The organism is Saccharothrix sp. ALI-22-I (assembly GCF_001984175.1).
In the GTDB taxonomy this organism is placed as follows: Bacteria; Actinomycetota; Actinomycetes; order Mycobacteriales; family Pseudonocardiaceae; genus Actinosynnema.
On the sequence record NZ_MTQP01000068.1, the window covers coordinates 84,086 to 99,937 of the forward strand.

A 15,852-nucleotide genomic window follows, 5' to 3' on the forward strand; every position below is an offset into this window, starting at 1 on the left:
TTCAGACACAAGTTTACCGACCTTGTCCCACCGAGCATTGAGGAGGGGCGTTGACCGCCGAGGCCCTCCCCGCCGAACTTCGTCGTGCGATCGTGCAGCTGGCACGCACACCGCGCCTGCTGGTCGCCTGCGACTACGACGGGACACTGGCTCCGATCGTGGCCAACCCAGAGGACGCCCGTCCGCTGCCCGAGTCGGTGGGCGCGTTGCGCTCCCTGGCCGGTCTGCACGAGACGACGGCCGCGGTGATCTCCGGGCGCGCTCTGCGCGACCTGGCGACACTGTCGCGGCTGCCGTCCGAGGTGCACCTGGTGGGTTCGCACGGATCCGAGTTCGACGTCGGTTTCGTCCACGCGCTGGACGCGAACGCCAAACAACTGCACCGCCGCCTGGAGGTAGAACTGGAAGGAGTCGTCGACGGCCAACCCGGCGTCGGCCTCGAAGTGAAACCCGCGAGCATCGCGGTGCACGTCCGCCGTGCCGACCCCGCCGTGGGGGAGCGGGTTCTGGACGCGGTGCGCACCGGTCCGGCGACATGGGACGGGGTGCAGGTCACCGAGGGCAAGGCCGTGATCGAGCTGGCCGTGGTGCAGACGGACAAGGGCCACGCCCTCGACGTCCTGCGGCACCGCGCGGCGGCCACCGCGGCCGTGTTCGTCGGTGACGACGTGACCGACGAGAAGGCGTTCGCCAGGCTGAGCGGACCGGACGTCGGCATCAAGGTCGGCGAGGGCGAGACGCTGGCCCAGTACTACGTCGGCGACACCCTCGACGTGGCCACCATGCTGGCGTTCCTGCTGGAGGAGCGGCGGGCGTGGCTGCACGGCGACCAGGCCGTGCCGATCGAGCGGCTCACCATGCTGGCCAACGAGCGCTCGGTGGCGCTGCTGACCCCCGACGCCCGGCTGAACTGGCTGTGCCACCCGGAGCCGGACTCGGCGGCGGTGTTCGCCGACCTGCTCGGCGGACCGGCCGCGGGCCACTTCTCGATCAAGCCCGAGCACGGCTCGCTGCCCCTGGGCCAGCGGTACGTGCCCGGCACGATGATCGTGGAGACCCGCTGGTCGCGGCTGCTGGTGACCGACTACCTGGACCACGACCTGGCCTCGCACCGCACCGACCTGGTGCGGCGCATCTCCGGCTCGACCAACGCGGTGATCACCTTCGCGCCGCGGCCGGAGTTCGGCCAGGTGCCGGTGCGGCTGCTGCGCGAGCGCGACGGCCTGCGGGTCGTCGGCACCTCGGACCCGATGGTGCTGCGCTCACCGGGCGTGGACTGGCAGATCACCTCCGACGGCATCCAGGAGACGGCGACGGCCGTGGTGCGTCCCCGCGAGGGCGCGCCGATCCTGCTGGAGCTGCGCTGCGGCACGGACGACCTGTCCGAGACCACCCTGGGCGAGCCGGAACGGCGCGCGCGGGCCGGCGCGTACTGGTCGGACTGGGCGGCGACGTTGAAGCTGCCGCCGGTCGAGTCGGAGCTGGTGCTGCGGTCGGCGTTGACGTTGAAGGGCCTGGTGCACCACGACAGCGGCGCGATCATGGCCGCCGCCACCACCTCGCTGCCCGAGGAACTGGGCGGCATCCGGAACTGGGACTACCGGTACTGCTGGCTGCGTGACGCGGCACTGACCGCCCAGGCCCTGGTGTCGGTCGGGTCGATGGGCGAGGCGGAGGCGTTCCTGGGGTGGGTGCACGGCGTCCTGGCGACGCTGCCCGGCCCGGAGCGGCTGCACCCGCTGTACACGTTGCAGGGCACCATGCTGGGCGCCGAGGCCGTCATCGACACGCTGCCCGGGTACGCCGGGTCACGTCCGGTGCGCGTCGGCAACCTGGCCAACCAGCAGGTGCAGCTGGACGTGTTCGGGCCCGTGGTGGACCTGGTCGTGCAGCTGGCGTCCGCGCGCGGCTCGCTGACCGACAAGGACTGGCTGATGGTGCAGGCGATGGCCGAGGCGGTCGCCCGCCGTTGGCACGAGCCCGACCACGGCATCTGGGAGGAACGGCACGCTCCCCGTCACCACGTGTACTCGAAGGTGATGTGTTGGGTGACCCTCGACCGGGCGGTGAAGCTGGCCGAGGCTTACGGGCGGGAGATCGACCCGTCGTGGCCGGTGCTGCGCGACACCATCTCCAACGACGTGCTCAAGCACGGGTGGAGCGAGGAAGCGCAGTCGTTCACCACCGCGTACGACGGTGACGACCTGGACGCGGCGTCGCTGCACGTCGGGCTGTCGGGTCTGATCGACCCGGCCGACGACCGGTTCCAGGCCACGGTGACCGCGATCGAGGCCGAGCTGCGGTCCGGTTCCACGGTGTACCGGTACCGGCGTGACGACGGTCTGCCGGGCGATGAGGGCGGCTTCCACCTGTGCGCGGCGTGGATGATCGAGGCCTACCTGCTCACCGGGCGGCGCACCGAGGCCGAGGAGCTGTTCGCGCAGATGGTGGACGCGGCCGGGCCCACCGGTCTGCTGCCCGAGGAGTACGACCCGATCGCGGAGCGTTCCCTGGGCAACCACCCGCAGGCGTACAGCCACCTGGGCCTGATCCGCTGCGCCCAGCTGCTGGCGGCTGCCAAGTAGGTGCTTTGGGACGGCGCCCGGTCTCCTTGTCCTGGGGACCGGGCGCCGTTCGTCTGCCTGGGCTACTTGGTGAGTTTGAGCAGGTGCAGCGCCTCCAGCAGGTCGTGCGCGACCAGCGCACGTGTGTCGGGCGGCAGCGGCCCGGCGTCCGGCGGCACCAGGGCTTTGGTGTAGCCGAGCCGGGCGGCCTCGGTGAGGCGGCGGCCGACGCCGCTGACGCGGCGCAGCTCACCGGACAGGCCCACCTCGCCCACCACGACCAGGTCGTGCGGCAGGGGCAGGTCGGTGGCCGCCGAGGCGACCGCCAACGCCACCGCCAGGTCGACCGCGGGCTCGGTGAGCCGCATCCCGCCGACCGTGGCGGTGAACACGTCCTTGTTGCCCAACCCGACCTTGCCGCGTTTCTCCAGCACCGCGAGCACCATGGCGAGACGGGCCGAGTCGAGCCCGCTCACCGCGCGCCGGGGCGCGGGCAGGGCGGTGTGCGCGACCAGCGCCTGCACCTCGCCCAACATCGGCCGCTTGCCCTCCACGACGACCGTCACGGCGGTGCCGGACACCGCCTGGTCGCGGCGGTGCAGGAACAGCCCGGACGGGTCCGGCACGCCCGCGATGCCGTCGTCACGCAACTCGAAGCAGCCGACCTCGTCCGCCGGCCCGAACCGGTTCTTCACGCCGCGCAGCAGGCGCAGGCTGGAGTGCCGGTCACCCTCGAACTGGAGCACCACGTCCACCAGGTGCTCCAGCACTCGCGGGCCCGCGACCGAGCCCTCCTTGGTCACGTGGCCGACCAGCACGACCGGCAGCCCGCGTTCCTTGGCGACGGCGATCAACCCGGAGGTGACCGCGCGGACCTGGCTGACCCCGCCGGGCGTGCCGTCGACGGCGGGTGAGGACATGGTCTGGATGGAGTCGACGATCAGCATGCTCGGCTTGACCACGTCCACCTGGCCGAGGACGGCGGAGATATCGCTCTCGGCGGCCAGGTAGATCTCTTCGTGCAGATTGCCGGTCCGGTCGGCCCGCAACCGCACCTGACCCGCCGATTCCTCACCCGTGACGTAGAGGCAGCGGCCCACCGTGGACGCCCACTGGTGCGCGACCTCCAGCAACAGGGTCGACTTGCCCACCCCCGGCTCACCGGCCAGCAACACCACCGCCCCGGGTACCAGCCCGCCGCCCAAGACCCGGTCCAACTCCCCCACACCGGTCGAGACCGCGCGGGCCGACTCGACATCGACCTGCGCGATGGGCCGCGCCTCACTGCTCGGCGCGCCCGCGAGGAACCTGGGGGCAGCCGAGACCCCCCGCTCCTCCACCGTGCCCCAGGCCTGGCACTCCGGGCACCGCCCGACCCACTTCGCCACCTCGTGCCCGCACTCGGCACACCGGTACGTCGGCCTGACCACCCGTGCTGTCTTCGCCACGCCCCGGAGGCTATCCGCCACCACCGACAACCCCCGCCGAAGACCACCCACTCCGCCCTGCGCCGCAGCGCGACACGCCCGGCCGACAGCACTCCCTCGCCGCAGGCGGTGTTCCCCAACCCGCCCCCCGAGGCCCACAGACGGCGTTCACCGCAGGTCCGCCCAGTTATCCACAGACCGCGCCCGACGACCCCGAACTGTCGGTATCGGCCAGCAGAATCAAAGCAGGGGCCCCCTTGGCGGGGACCCCTGCGGAAGCGTTCGTCGGCGGTGCTCAGTGCTCGGAGGGCTCGTCCTTGCGCGGTTCCGTGGTGGCGCCGATCGGCAGCTCCAGGGTCACCTCGCCGGCGTTCTGGAACAGGAACGTCACCCGGATCGTCTCGCCCGGCCGCAAGGGCTTCTTCAGGCCCTTCAGCACGATCTTCACCACGCCCGGCTCGGTCGGGTCGACCGACGACGGGATCTTCGTCGGCGTCGTCGGCGGGTTCGAGATGGACGTGTCGTCGCCCGTCGTCGTGGTCGCCGAACCCGTCGTCGTGGTCGCCGAACCCGTGGTCGTGGTGGCGCCGGACGGCGTGGTGGTGGTCGTCGCCGAACCCGAGGGCGCCGACGGCGTGGTGGTGGTCGTGGTGGTGTGGCTGCCCGCGTCGTCCTGGTCCGCGCCGCCGACGATGGCCGACGAGCTCTCCAGCTCCACGTCACCGGTGAGCTCGGCGGGCTCGGAGAACTCGCTGGTCACGGCCAGCAGCTTGTCCGGGCTCGTGCCGTTGTTGGCGATCACGACCATGATCGGCGCGTCGTCGCCCTGCTCGTAGGAGCCGTGCTCGACCGGGAACAGGAACTGCGCATCGCGGACGGCGATGTCTCCCGCTTGCCCGCTGGCCCCGTTGACGGCGGCCACCTGGGTGTCCGTCTGGGTGACTTGACCTGCGCTGCAACCCGCGGCGACCAAGCCGAGGCCCGTCGCCAGGGCGGCCACGACGGCCAGGCGGCGCGGCGCTGGGGACTTCTGGAGTGCGCGACCCACGGCTGTTCGGATCCTTCCCGGTGTGCTGACGAGGCGGGTCGTACCCGGTAGAAGCGGGTACGACCACCAGTCGAGGAGCCTAACGGGGTGCCCTCGGACCTGCGGCACGCGGTGCCCCACAGCGGCCGGAAGACGGTCCGCGGCCGGGTCGCGACCGGTCCACCCGGGTCCACAGTGGAGCAAGATCGACCTCGGGCATTGCATGCGACCGGGTGATTTGTCAACCCCCCACGCGGCCCTGACCAGCGCTAACTGATCTCCGGACGCCGAAGAGGGGATTGCTCGGCGTGTTAGTATGGGGTTAGCGAAAGGGGCAGAGGACACATGGTTTTCAAGGTCGGAGAGACCGTCGTCTACCCGCACCACGGTGCCGCTCTCATCGAAGCAATCGAGACCCGTGTGATCAAGGGCGAGGAGAAGAAGTACCTCGTTCTCAAGGTCGCCCAGGGCGACCTCACGGTTCGCGTCCCCGCCGACAACGCCGAGATCGTGGGCGTTCGCGACGTCGTCGGCCAGGAGGGTCTTGACAAGGTCTTCGAGGTCTTGCGTGCTCCCCACACGGAGGAGCCGACCAACTGGTCCCGGCGGTACAAGGCCAACCTGGAAAAGCTCGCGTCCGGTGACGTGAACAAGGTGGCCGAAGTGGTGCGCGACCTCTGGCGGCGCGAGAAGGATCGTGGACTGTCCGCTGGTGAGAAGCGGATGCTGGCGAAGGCTCGACAGATACTGGTTAGCGAACTGGCGCTGGCCGAGGGCACCGACGAGGACAAGGCTGAGGTCCTCCTCGACGAGGTCCTGGCTACCGCGTCCTGATCGTCCACCCGACATTCGGAAACCGCGAACATGAGTGTGGTCGCGCTCGTGCCCGCGGCGGGCCGGGGTGAGCGGTTGGGCTACGGGATGCCCAAAGCGCTTGTGCCGGTCGACGGCGTTCCGCTGCTCGTGCGTGCGGTGCGCGGCCTGTTGGACTCCGGCTGCGTGCAGCACGTGGTGATCGCCGCGCCTGCCTCCGATGTGGACATTGTGAACACCGTCACCGCCCCGTTGGCCCCAGCCGACGGGGCGGTGCACGTGTTGGCCGGTGGCGCCGAGAGATCCGATTCGGTGCGCCTGGCGTTGACCTACGCGCTGCGTGAGATCCCCGACACGTCGATCGTGCTGGTGCACGACGCGGCCCGCGCGTTCACCCCGCCGTCCGTGGTGAAGGCCGTGGTGGACGCCGTTGCCGCGGGTCATCCGGCGGTCATCCCGGTGCTGCCGGTCGCGGACACGGTGAAGCAGGTCGATCCGGGCGGCGTGGTTGTCGCCACACCCGATCGGGCATCGCTGCGCATCGTGCAAACTCCCCAGGGTTTCGACGCGTCCGTGCTGGTCCGCGCGCACGAGGCCGCACACGAAGCGGGCCTGGGTGCGACGGACGACGCAGGCCTGGTGGAACGACTCGGTGTGCCGGTTGTCACGATCCCCGGCCACCCGGACGCCATGAAGATCACCACTCGGTTCGACCTGGCCGTAGCCGAAGCGCTGCTGGTCAGGACCGCCGTAGAAGGAGCACCGTGATCCCCAGGGTGGGCATCGGCACAGACGTCCACCAGGTGGAACAAGGCCGCGAGTGCTGGCTGGCCGGTCTCCGCTGGGACGACGCGGACGGCTGCGCCGGTCACTCGGACGGTGACGTGGCCGCGCACGCGCTGTGCGACGCCCTGCTGTCCGCCGCCGGCCTGGGCGACCTGGGCGCGGTGTTCGGCACGAGCGACCCGCGGTGGGCCGGTCGGCACGGCGTGGAATTCCTGGCCGAAGCCCGTCGGCTGGTCGAAGAGGCCGGCTACCAGGTCGGCAACGCCGCCGTGCAGGTGATCGGCAACGCCCCCAAGATCGGCAAACGCCGGGACGAGGCGCAGAAGGTGCTGTCCGAGGCGGTCGGCGGCCCGGTTTCGGTCAGCGGAACGACCACCGACGGCCTGGGCCTGACCGGGCGCGGCGAAGGCCTCGCGGCCGTGGCGACCGCGCTGCTCATCCCACTAGCCTGATCCACATGGCGATCACCCTCAGCGCGGCGACGCGTGCCCTGGTCGACGGCAGGAACTACGCCACGCTGGCCACACTCAACCGGGACGGCAGCCCGCACTCGGCGGTGATGTGGATCGCCCGGGACGGCGACGACCTGCTCTTCTCGACGCTGCGCGACCGGGCCAAGGAACGCAATCTCCGACGTGACCCGCGGGCCAGCGTGAGCGTGTGGAACACCGCTGACCCGGAGGTGTACGCGGAGATCCGCGGCACCGTGACGATCACCGAGGACACCGGCCGCGTGCTGGCGAACGCCCTCTCGCACAAGTACTACGGCGGGGACTTCCCGGCCGACGCGCCCGGCCAGGTCCGAGTGGTGCTGCGCCTGACCCCGACCAAGGTCACCGGCAACGCCGCCTAGCCCCAAGACCCCCTGGCCCCCTGCTCCTGGCCCCTTGGACCACCCGGACCACGACGCGACCTCGCCCGCCGTCTCCGGAGGAGCGGCAATCCAACACCGTGAGTCTGGTCTCGGTTGTCCTCCTTCCGGAGACCTCGGATGTTCGGACCACGTACCGTGCGCTCCGTGACGATCCGCGCCGTGCTCTTCGACTTCTCCGGCACCCTGTTCCGCTTGGAGCACGACTCGCTGGCCGCCCACGCCGAACTGCTGCGCGCGCTCACCGCACCCGTCGGCCTGGCGGACGGGCTGGACATCGATCCCGCACAGTGGGAACGCCGCGACCTCGACCCGGACGCGCACCGCGAGATGCACCTCGCCGTCCTGGCGAAGGCCGGCGCAGCGGACCCGGCGCGGTTCTACGACGACCTGGTCAGCCCGCCGTTCTGGCAGGCCTACCCGGATACCGCGCAAGCGCTTGGCACCGAGTTGCCGACCGCGGTCGTCAGCAACACCGCCTGGGACATCCGCACGGTTTTCGCACGTCACGGCATTGAGAACCGGGTGGACGAGTACGTGCTCTCCTACCAGGAGGGCTTCATCAAGCCGGACCCGAAGCTCTTCCAGATCGCCTGCGACCGGCTCGGTGTGGACCCCAGCGAGGCGCTGATGATCGGCGACAGCCCCGAGGCAGACGGCGGCGCGGCGGCCATCGGGTGCGCGGTGGAGATCGTGCAACCGCACCCCACCAGCAGTAGGCCGGACGCTCTGCTGCAGGTGCTCCGTAAGCACATTTGACCGGGCGATTCAACCCCGGGTGGTCATCGCCCGTACCATCTTCACGTGAGCCTCCACCTCTTCGACACCGCGACCCGGTCCATGCGGGAGTTCGTCCCGCAGGTCAGCGGAACGGCGTCGATCTACGTCTGTGGGGCCACCGTGCAGGGCGTTCCGCACATCGGGCACGTGCGCAGCGGCCTCAACTTCGACGTGCTGCGCCGCTGGCTGGGCCGTGACGGCTCGACCGTGCACCTGGTGCGCAACGTCACCGACATCGACGACAAGATCCTGACCAAGGCCGCCGAGCACAAGGCCGAGTGGTGGGAGTGGGCCTACCAGCACGAGCGGGCGTTCGACGACGCCTACGCGGCGCTGGGCTGCCTGCCCGCCTCGTACTCGCCGCGTGCGACGGGGCACGTCACGCAGATGGTCGAGCTGATGGACCGGCTGATCGAGAAGGGCCACGCCTACGCGTCCGACGGTGACGTGTACTTCTCGGTGACGTCGTTCCCCGAGTACGGCGCGCTGTCCGGGCAGAAGCTGGACGAGGTGCACCAGGGCGAGTCCGCCGCGACCGGCAAGCGCGACCCGCGCGACTTCACGCTGTGGAAGGCGGCGAAGCCGGGCGAGCCGTCGTGGCCGACGCCGTGGGGTCCGGGCCGGCCGGGCTGGCACCTGGAGTGCTCGGCGATGGCGACCACGTACCTGGGCAGCACGTTCGACATCCACGGCGGCGGCATCGACCTGATCTTCCCGCACCACGAGAACGAGCAGGCGCAGTCGCGGGCCGCGGGTGACGGGTTCGCCCGGTACTGGATGCACAACGCCTGGGTGACCATGGGCGGCGAGAAGATGGCCAAGTCGCTCGGCAACACGGTGTCCATCCCGGCGATGCTGGAGCAGGTGCGGGCGCCGGAGCTGCGGTACTACCTGGTGGGGCCGCACTACCGGTCGCACATCGAGTACTCGCCCGAGGCGTTGGACGAGTCGGTGTCGGCGTACCGGCGGATCGAGTCGTTCCTGCGGCGCGTGGTCGAGCGCACCGGGGCGATCGGGGCGGACGGCGAGCTGCCGGCCGTGTTCGTGGCCTCGATGGATGACGACATGGGCACGCCGGGCGCGTTGGCCGCGATCCACAAGCGGCTGCGTGAGGGCAACACGGCGCTGGAGTCCGGTGACGACTTGGGCGCGCGTGCGGCCGCAGAGTCGGTGCGGGCAATGACCGACGTGCTCGGGTTGGACCCGCTGTCACCGCGGTGGCACGACGCCGCGGCGGGCGGCGCGGGCAGACGCGCGCTGGGCGTGCTGGTGGAGCGGCTGCTGGAAGAGCGGTCGCAGGCCCGAAAGGACCGGGATTTCGCGCGCGCGGACGCGCTGCGCGATCACCTGCTCCTGGCCGGTATCGCCGTCGAGGACACCCCCGACGGTCCGTTGTGGACTTTGAAGGACGACTGAGCTCGTGGCTGGTAACTCCAAGCGCCGGGGCGCCATGCGCAACCCCGGCTCCAAGAAGGGCGCGGTCGTCGGTTCCGGCGGGCAGAAGCCGAAGGGCCTGCACGGCAAGGGCCCGACGCCCAAGGCGGTCGAACGACCCCACCACCCCGCGTACAAGCGGGCCAACGCGGCGGCCAAGGCCGACCAGGCCCGGACGCAGCGGCGCAAGGCCGCGGAGAACGGGCCGGAGACCGTGGCCGGGCGCAACCCGGTGGTCGAGTGCCTGCGGGCCGGTATCCCGGCGACGGCGCTGTACGTGGCGCTGGGCATCGACGCGGACGACCGCGTCGCCGAGGCCGTGCAGCTGGCTGCCACGCGTGGCATCTCGGTGCTGGAGGTGCAGCGCGGTGAGCTGGACCGGATCACCGGTGGCGCGATGCACCAGGGGCTCGGGCTCCAGGTGCCGCCGTACGAGTACGCCGAGCCGCGTGAGCTGCTCAAGATCGCGAACCAGTCCGGCCGGCCGCCGTTGCTGGTGGCGTTGGACGGGGTGACCGACCCTCGCAACCTGGGTGCGGTCGTGCGGTCGGCGGCGGCCTTCGGTGCGCACGGCATCGTGCTGCCGCAGCGCCGTTCGGCGAGCATCACCGCGGTGGCGTGGCGGACCAGTGCCGGCACCGCGGCCCGGATGCCGATCGCCGTGGCGACCAACCTGACCCGCCAACTCAAGGAGTGGGCCGAGGCCGGCCTGATGATCGTCGGCCTGGACGCCGACGGCGACGTAGACATCGACGGCCTGGACCTGGCCACCGGTCCTCTGGTGGTAGTCGTCGGCTCCGAAGGCCGAGGCCTCTCCCGCCTGGTGAAGGAAACCTGCGACCAAACCGTCTCGATCCCCATGGCCGCCGGCGTCGAGTCCCTCAACGCCTCCGTAGCCGCCGGCGTAGTCCTGGCCGAGGTCGCCCGCCGACGCCGCCTAGACCTAACCCACCCCTAACCCCCACCGCGAGAGTCGAACCTCCAAGTCGCGAGAGTCGAAGCCTCAGACCCCGAGAGTCGAACGCTCAGGACCCCTGAGTTCAACACCCGACCTGAGCGTTGAACTCGGCCTACCTGAGTGTTCGACTCTCGCGTTCTGAACGTACGACACTCGGCGTGTCCAACGCTCAGAACGCGCGTGTTCTGCGTTGGGGACGCGCGAGTTGGGGCGTTGGGGCGGGTGGGTGGGTGTGAGGTGGGCCGGTTTGTGGGGTGATCGGGTCCGGGGCGCGTGAGCGGCGGATAAGGTCTGCGGCGATGTCCTTCGCCAGCCCGTTGTTCCTGTGGTTCTTCCTGCCGGTCGTGCTCGCGACCGTCCTTGTCGCGCCCCGGAGCTGGCGCAACGGCGTGGTCGCGGTGGCGAGCCTGCTGTTCTACGTCTCCGGCGCGGGCGGGACGACGTTGCTGCTGCTCGCCTGCATGGTGGTCAACTTCCTGGCCGGGCGGCGGCTGGAGCCGGGCACGTCGGGCGACCGGCGGCTGGTCCTGGTCGGCGCGATCGCGGTGAACCTGGGCGTCCTGATCGTCTGGAAGTACGCCGGGTTCGCCACCGCCCAGCTGCACGACATCGCCTCCGTCGTGGGCGCCGACCTGCCGGTGCTCGAACTCGCGCTGCCGATCGGCATCTCCTTCTACACGTTCCACCACATCTCCTACGTGGTCGACGTGTACCGGGGCGAGCGCCCGGCCCTGCGCGACCCGGTCGCGTTCGTCACCTACATCGCGATGTTCCCTCAGCTCGTCGCGGGCCCGATCGTGCGCTTCCGGGAGATCGCCGACCAGCTGCCGCAGCCGCGCATGCACCGCTGGGACGACGTCGCGGCCGGCTTCCCCCGGTTCGCCCTCGGCCTGTGCAAGAAGGTGATCATCGCCGACTCGCTCGCACCGATGGTGGACGCCTGCTTCGCCACCCCTGCCGACGAGATGACCACGACGATCGCGTGGCTGGGCGCGGTCGGCTACACGCTCCAGCTGTACTTCGACTTCTCCGGCTACTCGGACATGGCCATCGGCCTGGGCCGCATGCTGGGCTTCCGGCTGCCGGAGAACTTCGCCCGCCCCTACTCGTCGGTCACCATCACCGAGTTCTGGCGCCGCTGGCACATGTCGCTGTCGCGCTGGTTCCGCGACTACGTCTACATCCCACTTGGCGGGAACCGCGGCGGAATGGTTCAGACCTATCGCAACCTGTCGATCGTTTTCGTGCTCACCGGTTTCTGGCACGGCGCCAACTGGACGTTCCTGGTGTGGGGTTTGTTCCACGGCGGCCTGCTCGTGCTGGAGCGCCGATTCGGGTGGGATTCGACCCCCGTCACTATGCGTACCCGAATTGCGCGGCGGATCTTGACGATGTTGCTGGTGGTAATCGGCTGGGTGTTCTTCCGGTCCGCCGATCTAGGTACGGCGTTCACAATCATCGGCCACATGCTGTTGCCGGATTTCAGCGGGTTGACCGAAGCCGTCACGGCGGCCGCGACCAATCAGCGCATTGTTCTGCTGCTGCTGGCCCTGGTGATCGTGGTCATGCCCGACCACCCGGCGACCGGTCCCTACCTGGAGTCTTCCCGGGACAAGGTCGCCACCGCGGCACGGGTCTCGCTGATGACGGTGGGTGTCGGCTATGCCGCGATCCTGGTGGCGAGCGGTACGTTCAGCCCGTTCTTGTACTACCAGTTCTGATGATCGACAAGTCCGTGCCCGGTCAACAATTAGGCAGCCAACCATCGCAGCCGTTCCGGCGCCCGGCGGGAACGCGCTGACCCGGTCGGACCAGCGACCGCGCGCGCAATGGGTGCCGCGGTCGACGTAGGGTAGGCGAGCATTGCTCGCGCTGGGTAACCTACCGTCAACTGTCAAGAATAAGTAGCGTGATTTTTCGCCATTGTAACTACTTTGGGTAACCGACCTGCTCCGTTCAGGTACACACTGTGGTAGGACTAGAGATTGCACATCCGGCAGCTTCTACCGTGCTAACCGAGGGAATTGTTACTTCGGGTGGGGGTAACGTGACTCACTCATCGGGACCGACCGACCTGGAGGAGTTGTGACTTCCGGGGGAACCGTCCGCGCGCTCGTGGGCAACCGCGAGTTCCGCGGCATGTGGATCGGTTCGATGGTGTCCACGTTCGGTGACCAGCTCGCGGCGGTCGCGCTGTCGCTGCTGGTGTTCCAGCGCACCGGTTCACCGGCCTGGACCGCCCTCACCTGGTCGTTGACGCTGGTCCCGTCGCTGATCTCGGGCCCGCTGCTGGGCTGGGTCGCGGACCGGTTCCCCCGCCGCACGGTGATGGTCTGCTCCGCGTGGCTCCAGGCGGCCCTGGTCGCTCTCATGGCGGTGCCGGGCATGCCGTTGTGGATCATGATCGTGCTGCTGGTCGTCGTCCTGATGGTCTCGTCACCGTTCCTGGCGGCCCAGGAGGCCAGCCTGCCCCACGTGCTGCCGGAGAAGCGCTACGACGACGGTGTGGCGGTGTTCGGCACGTCGGTGGACATCGCCCAGATGGCCGGCCTGGCCGCCGCGGGCTTCCTCGTCGCCGGCGCGGGCGCGAACGTGGCGCTCGCCATCGACGCGGCCACGTTCGTGTGGGTGGCGATCCTGGTGCAGCTCTCGGTCCGGCACCGACCGGCCGCCGACCCGCTCGGCGCGCACCGCGACCCGGACGGCCCGAGGGGCGCCCTCGCGCTCCTGCTCACCGAACCCCGGCTGCGCAGCCTGATGGGCCTGCGCCTGCTGGCCGGCCTCGCCATGGTCCCCGAAGGGCTCGCGGTGCCCCTGGCGGCGAGCCTGGACGCGGTGTGGGCGGTCGGCCTGATCCTGGCCATCGAACCCGCCGCCAACGTCCTCGGCGTGGCCGTACTCTTCCGGGTGGTCCGCGATCCCGTGAAACGTGAGCGGCTCATCGGTCCGCTCGCCATACTGTCCCTGGCGCCACTGGTCATGTTCGCCTTCAACCCGAACCTGACCTGGACCATCACACTGCTGGTCATCGCCGGTATGGCCGGTGCGTACCACACGCCGGCGCGGTCGGCGTGGATGCGCTACCTGCCCGACGCCTACCGCGGTCGGGCCTACGGGATCGCCCGTACGGCACTACGGTCCAGCCAGGGCGGCGGGATGGCCGTGGCGGGCGTGGTGGCGCACGCTGTGGGTTCGGTGACCGCGACGATCGCCGGCGCGGGAGGCATCGGGTTGCTCCTTGCGGCGCAAGCCACCGTAGCCTGGAACCGGGCACGAACCAGGACCGACCCGAACGCCGTGATCACATGAAACGGAGTCATCGTGAATGACGATTCCCATGACAAAGCGTTCGTGCGCTCTCCGCGAGGGTGTGCGCACGGACGGTGAAGATTTTCGAGTCGGGCTCTAGGGTAGCGATGAGGTCACCACTCGCGGTTACGCATGGCAGATGCTCCTCTACGCGCGTGGGTACCGATGGGGTCCGCAATGCCGGCGCAGCGCCGGCGAGGTGCCGCGCGGCGGCGGCATGAGTCTAGGGGGACGTGGTGAAGAACAGTTTGCCTGACCACGGGCCATCCGCGACAGTCGCCAAGGGGTACCGGATGCGCAGCTGGGACCTGTGGTCGCTGCGGCGCACGGCGATCGCCTACATCCTTTCGGTGGAAGCGGTCGTGGCGATTTACGCCATTTGGCTGCTGACTACCGTCAGTTCTGTTCCGGCTACGGATTGGCTCCGTTTCGCCGCACTGGTTCTGGCCATCACCGTTCACCTGACCATCGTGCGCCGTGCGGAGGAATCCCGGCGCGACGAATCCGCAGGGCCTTACTTCGACCTGACTTCGGTGTGGACTTTCGCCGCCGCCATCGTGCTGCCGGGAGGCCTCGCCGTGTTGGTCGCCGTGTGGCTGCGGATCGTCATCTGGCCGATCGCCCGCAGGCAGCCGTACCGCTTCGTCTTCACCTCCGCCCACATCGTGGCCAGCACGATCCTCGCGGGCGGCGCCGTGCAGCTGTCCGGCTTCTCCCTGGCGGCCTCGGGCAACGTGTCGACCGACCTGGGTCTGCTCGCGGTGCTGGTCGCCGTCGCGACGCTCTACTGGTTCGTCCAGGTGCTCCTGATGACCGTGGCGCTGAAGATCGTCAACCCGGCCACCCGGTTCGTCGATTCGCTCGGCTCCCGCAACGACAACATGCTGGAGATGACCACGCTGGGCGTGGGCGCGATGCTCGGCATGCTGATCGCGACGCACTGGGTCGCGCCGCTCGTGCTCGTCGTGCCGGTGATCCTGGTCAACGCCCTGCTGCACCGGGCGTCGGAGCGCCAGGCCCACCTCGAACGGCTCATCGCCGAGCAGCACCAGGCGCACCTGCAGCTGACGAAGGACGCCCACACCGACTACCGGACCGGCCTGTTCAACACCAACGGCCTGGCCGAGTACGCGGGCAGGCTCACCGACCGCTGCCGCCACGACGGGCAGCCGGTCACCGTGCTGGCCATCGACCTGGACCACTTCAAGCGGATCAACGACACCTGGGGCCACCCGGCGGGCAACGCGGTGCTGGCCGAGGTCGGTCGGATACTGCGGGAGAAGCTGCGGCCGGGCGACGTGGCCGGGCGCGACGGCGGCGAGGAGTTCGTCGTGGTGCTCGCCGACACCGGCCTGGCGCAGGGCACCGCCATCGCGGAACGGGTGCGCGAGGCGATCGGCGAGATGTCCGTGGTGACCACCGACAAGCACCGCAACATGGTGACCCTGCGCGGTCGGAACCTGCCGTTGAGCCCGGACGGACCGGAGGTGCGCGCGATCTCGGCGTCCATCGGCGTGGCCGTGCTGCCGGACAACGGCGACTGCCTGAGCGACGCGCAGCACTGCGCGGACGCCGCGCTCTACGCGGCCAAGGAGAACGGCCGCAACCAGGTGCGGGTCGCCGGCGGCGAGATCCGACGGCTGCTGCCCGCGCCCCGCGTGGACCAGTCGGTGGAGGAGTCCGTCGGGCAGAAAACCGCCGACATCACGCGGTCCGCATAAGACTCCGCGTTCGCGGGCACGACGGTCACGGACCCGGCGCTCACGGCGGCCACCACGGGCACGGCCTGAGCCGCCTCCGCGGGGGTTTCCCGGCGTCCTCGTCGTGCGTCGCATGGCACCTGTCTCCCGCGCGCCCGCACCCCGTGGCCGGGCCTGGTGCCC

General features: G+C 70.1%; 13 protein-coding genes. 11 read left to right on the forward strand and 2 right to left on the reverse strand.

The window, feature by feature from the left end; translation table 11 throughout:
- The first annotated feature begins 50 nt into the window (after positions 1 to 50).
- Positions 51 to 2,585 (forward strand): trehalose-phosphatase, encoded by a 2,535-nt coding sequence (gene otsB / locus ALI22I_RS36970; RefSeq protein WP_077010255.1) that lies wholly within the window; start codon positions 51 to 53, stop codon positions 2,583 to 2,585.
- A 62-nt stretch (positions 2,586 to 2,647) separates the two neighbouring features.
- Here otsB and radA read toward each other — a convergent pair whose 3' ends face one another.
- Together radA and ALI22I_RS36980 are read right to left on the reverse strand one after the other, a co-directional pair.
- Positions 2,648 to 4,012 carry a DNA repair protein RadA gene (gene radA, locus ALI22I_RS36975; protein ID WP_443216999.1) on the reverse strand — a complete coding sequence of 455 codons (1,365 nt, stop codon included), beginning with the start codon at positions 4,010 to 4,012 and terminating at the stop codon, positions 2,648 to 2,650.
- 274 nt (positions 4,013 to 4,286) lie between these two features.
- A complete protein-coding gene (locus ALI22I_RS36980) occupies positions 4,287 to 5,039 on the reverse strand; it encodes a hypothetical protein (protein WP_077010257.1) in 753 nt (250 codons plus the stop codon).
- Between the two features lie 324 nt (positions 5,040 to 5,363).
- Here ALI22I_RS36980 and ALI22I_RS36985 point away from each other — a divergent pair, with 324 nt between their 5' ends.
- From ALI22I_RS36985 to ALI22I_RS37030, 10 genes are all read left to right on the forward strand, one after another.
- On the forward strand, positions 5,364 to 5,852 hold the full coding sequence (locus ALI22I_RS36985) for a CarD family transcriptional regulator (protein ID WP_012782996.1): 489 nt from the start codon (positions 5,364 to 5,366) through the stop codon (positions 5,850 to 5,852).
- Between the two features lie 30 nt (positions 5,853 to 5,882).
- Positions 5,883 to 6,599: a 2-C-methyl-D-erythritol 4-phosphate cytidylyltransferase gene (ispD, locus tag ALI22I_RS36990; protein ID WP_077010258.1), complete on the forward strand. Its 717-nt coding sequence runs from the start codon at positions 5,883 to 5,885 to the stop codon at positions 6,597 to 6,599.
- Positions 6,596 to 7,069 carry a 2-C-methyl-D-erythritol 2,4-cyclodiphosphate synthase gene (gene ispF / locus ALI22I_RS36995; protein WP_238598756.1) on the forward strand — a complete coding sequence of 158 codons (474 nt, stop codon included), beginning with the start codon at positions 6,596 to 6,598 and terminating at the stop codon, positions 7,067 to 7,069. Before ispD ends, ispF begins: the two co-directional genes overlap by 4 nt.
- Positions 7,070 to 7,074: 5 nt before the next feature.
- The gene (locus tag ALI22I_RS37000) at positions 7,075 to 7,470 is read left to right on the forward strand and encodes a PPOX class F420-dependent oxidoreductase (RefSeq protein ID WP_077010259.1); all 396 of its coding nucleotides are present in this window, start codon (positions 7,075 to 7,077) and stop codon (positions 7,468 to 7,470) included.
- 165 nt (positions 7,471 to 7,635) lie between these two features.
- Positions 7,636 to 8,247: an HAD family hydrolase gene (locus tag ALI22I_RS37005; RefSeq protein WP_077011110.1), complete on the forward strand. Its 612-nt coding sequence runs from the start codon at positions 7,636 to 7,638 to the stop codon at positions 8,245 to 8,247.
- A 45-nt stretch (positions 8,248 to 8,292) separates the two neighbouring features.
- Positions 8,293 to 9,684 carry a cysteine--tRNA ligase gene (gene cysS, locus ALI22I_RS37010; protein WP_077010260.1) on the forward strand — a complete coding sequence of 464 codons (1,392 nt, stop codon included), beginning with the start codon at positions 8,293 to 8,295 and terminating at the stop codon, positions 9,682 to 9,684.
- A 4-nt stretch (positions 9,685 to 9,688) separates the two neighbouring features.
- Positions 9,689 to 10,660 carry a 23S rRNA (guanosine(2251)-2'-O)-methyltransferase RlmB gene (gene rlmB / locus ALI22I_RS37015; protein ID WP_077010261.1) on the forward strand — a complete coding sequence of 324 codons (972 nt, stop codon included), beginning with the start codon at positions 9,689 to 9,691 and terminating at the stop codon, positions 10,658 to 10,660.
- Positions 10,661 to 10,959: 299 nt separating this feature from the next.
- Positions 10,960 to 12,381 (forward strand): MBOAT family O-acyltransferase, encoded by a 1,422-nt coding sequence (locus ALI22I_RS37020; RefSeq protein ID WP_077010262.1) that lies wholly within the window; start codon positions 10,960 to 10,962, stop codon positions 12,379 to 12,381.
- 364 nt (positions 12,382 to 12,745) lie between these two features.
- Positions 12,746 to 13,969, forward strand: a complete 1,224-nt coding sequence (locus ALI22I_RS37025; protein ID WP_077010263.1) for an MFS transporter — start codon at positions 12,746 to 12,748, stop codon at positions 13,967 to 13,969.
- 293 nt (positions 13,970 to 14,262) lie between these two features.
- Positions 14,263 to 15,690, forward strand: a complete 1,428-nt coding sequence (locus ALI22I_RS37030; protein ID WP_238598757.1) for a GGDEF domain-containing protein — start codon at positions 14,263 to 14,265, stop codon at positions 15,688 to 15,690.
- Positions 15,691 to 15,852 lie beyond the last annotated feature (162 nt).

What these genes read in the sequence shown, in the direction of transcription:
- ALI22I_RS36985 (WP_012782996.1), top strand. Translation starts at nt 5,364, where the DNA reads ATGGTTTTCAAGGTCGGAGAGACCGTCGTCTACCCGCACCACGGTGCC.
- ispD (WP_077010258.1), top strand. Translation starts at nt 5,883, where the DNA reads ATGAGTGTGGTCGCGCTCGTGCCCGCGGCGGGCCGGGGTGAGCGGTTG.
- ALI22I_RS37000 (WP_077010259.1), top strand. Translation starts at nt 7,075, where the DNA reads ATGGCGATCACCCTCAGCGCGGCGACGCGTGCCCTGGTCGACGGCAGG.
- ALI22I_RS37020 (WP_077010262.1), top strand. Translation starts at nt 10,960, where the DNA reads ATGTCCTTCGCCAGCCCGTTGTTCCTGTGGTTCTTCCTGCCGGTCGTG.
- ALI22I_RS37030 (WP_238598757.1), top strand. Translation starts at nt 14,263, where the DNA reads ATGCGCAGCTGGGACCTGTGGTCGCTGCGGCGCACGGCGATCGCCTAC.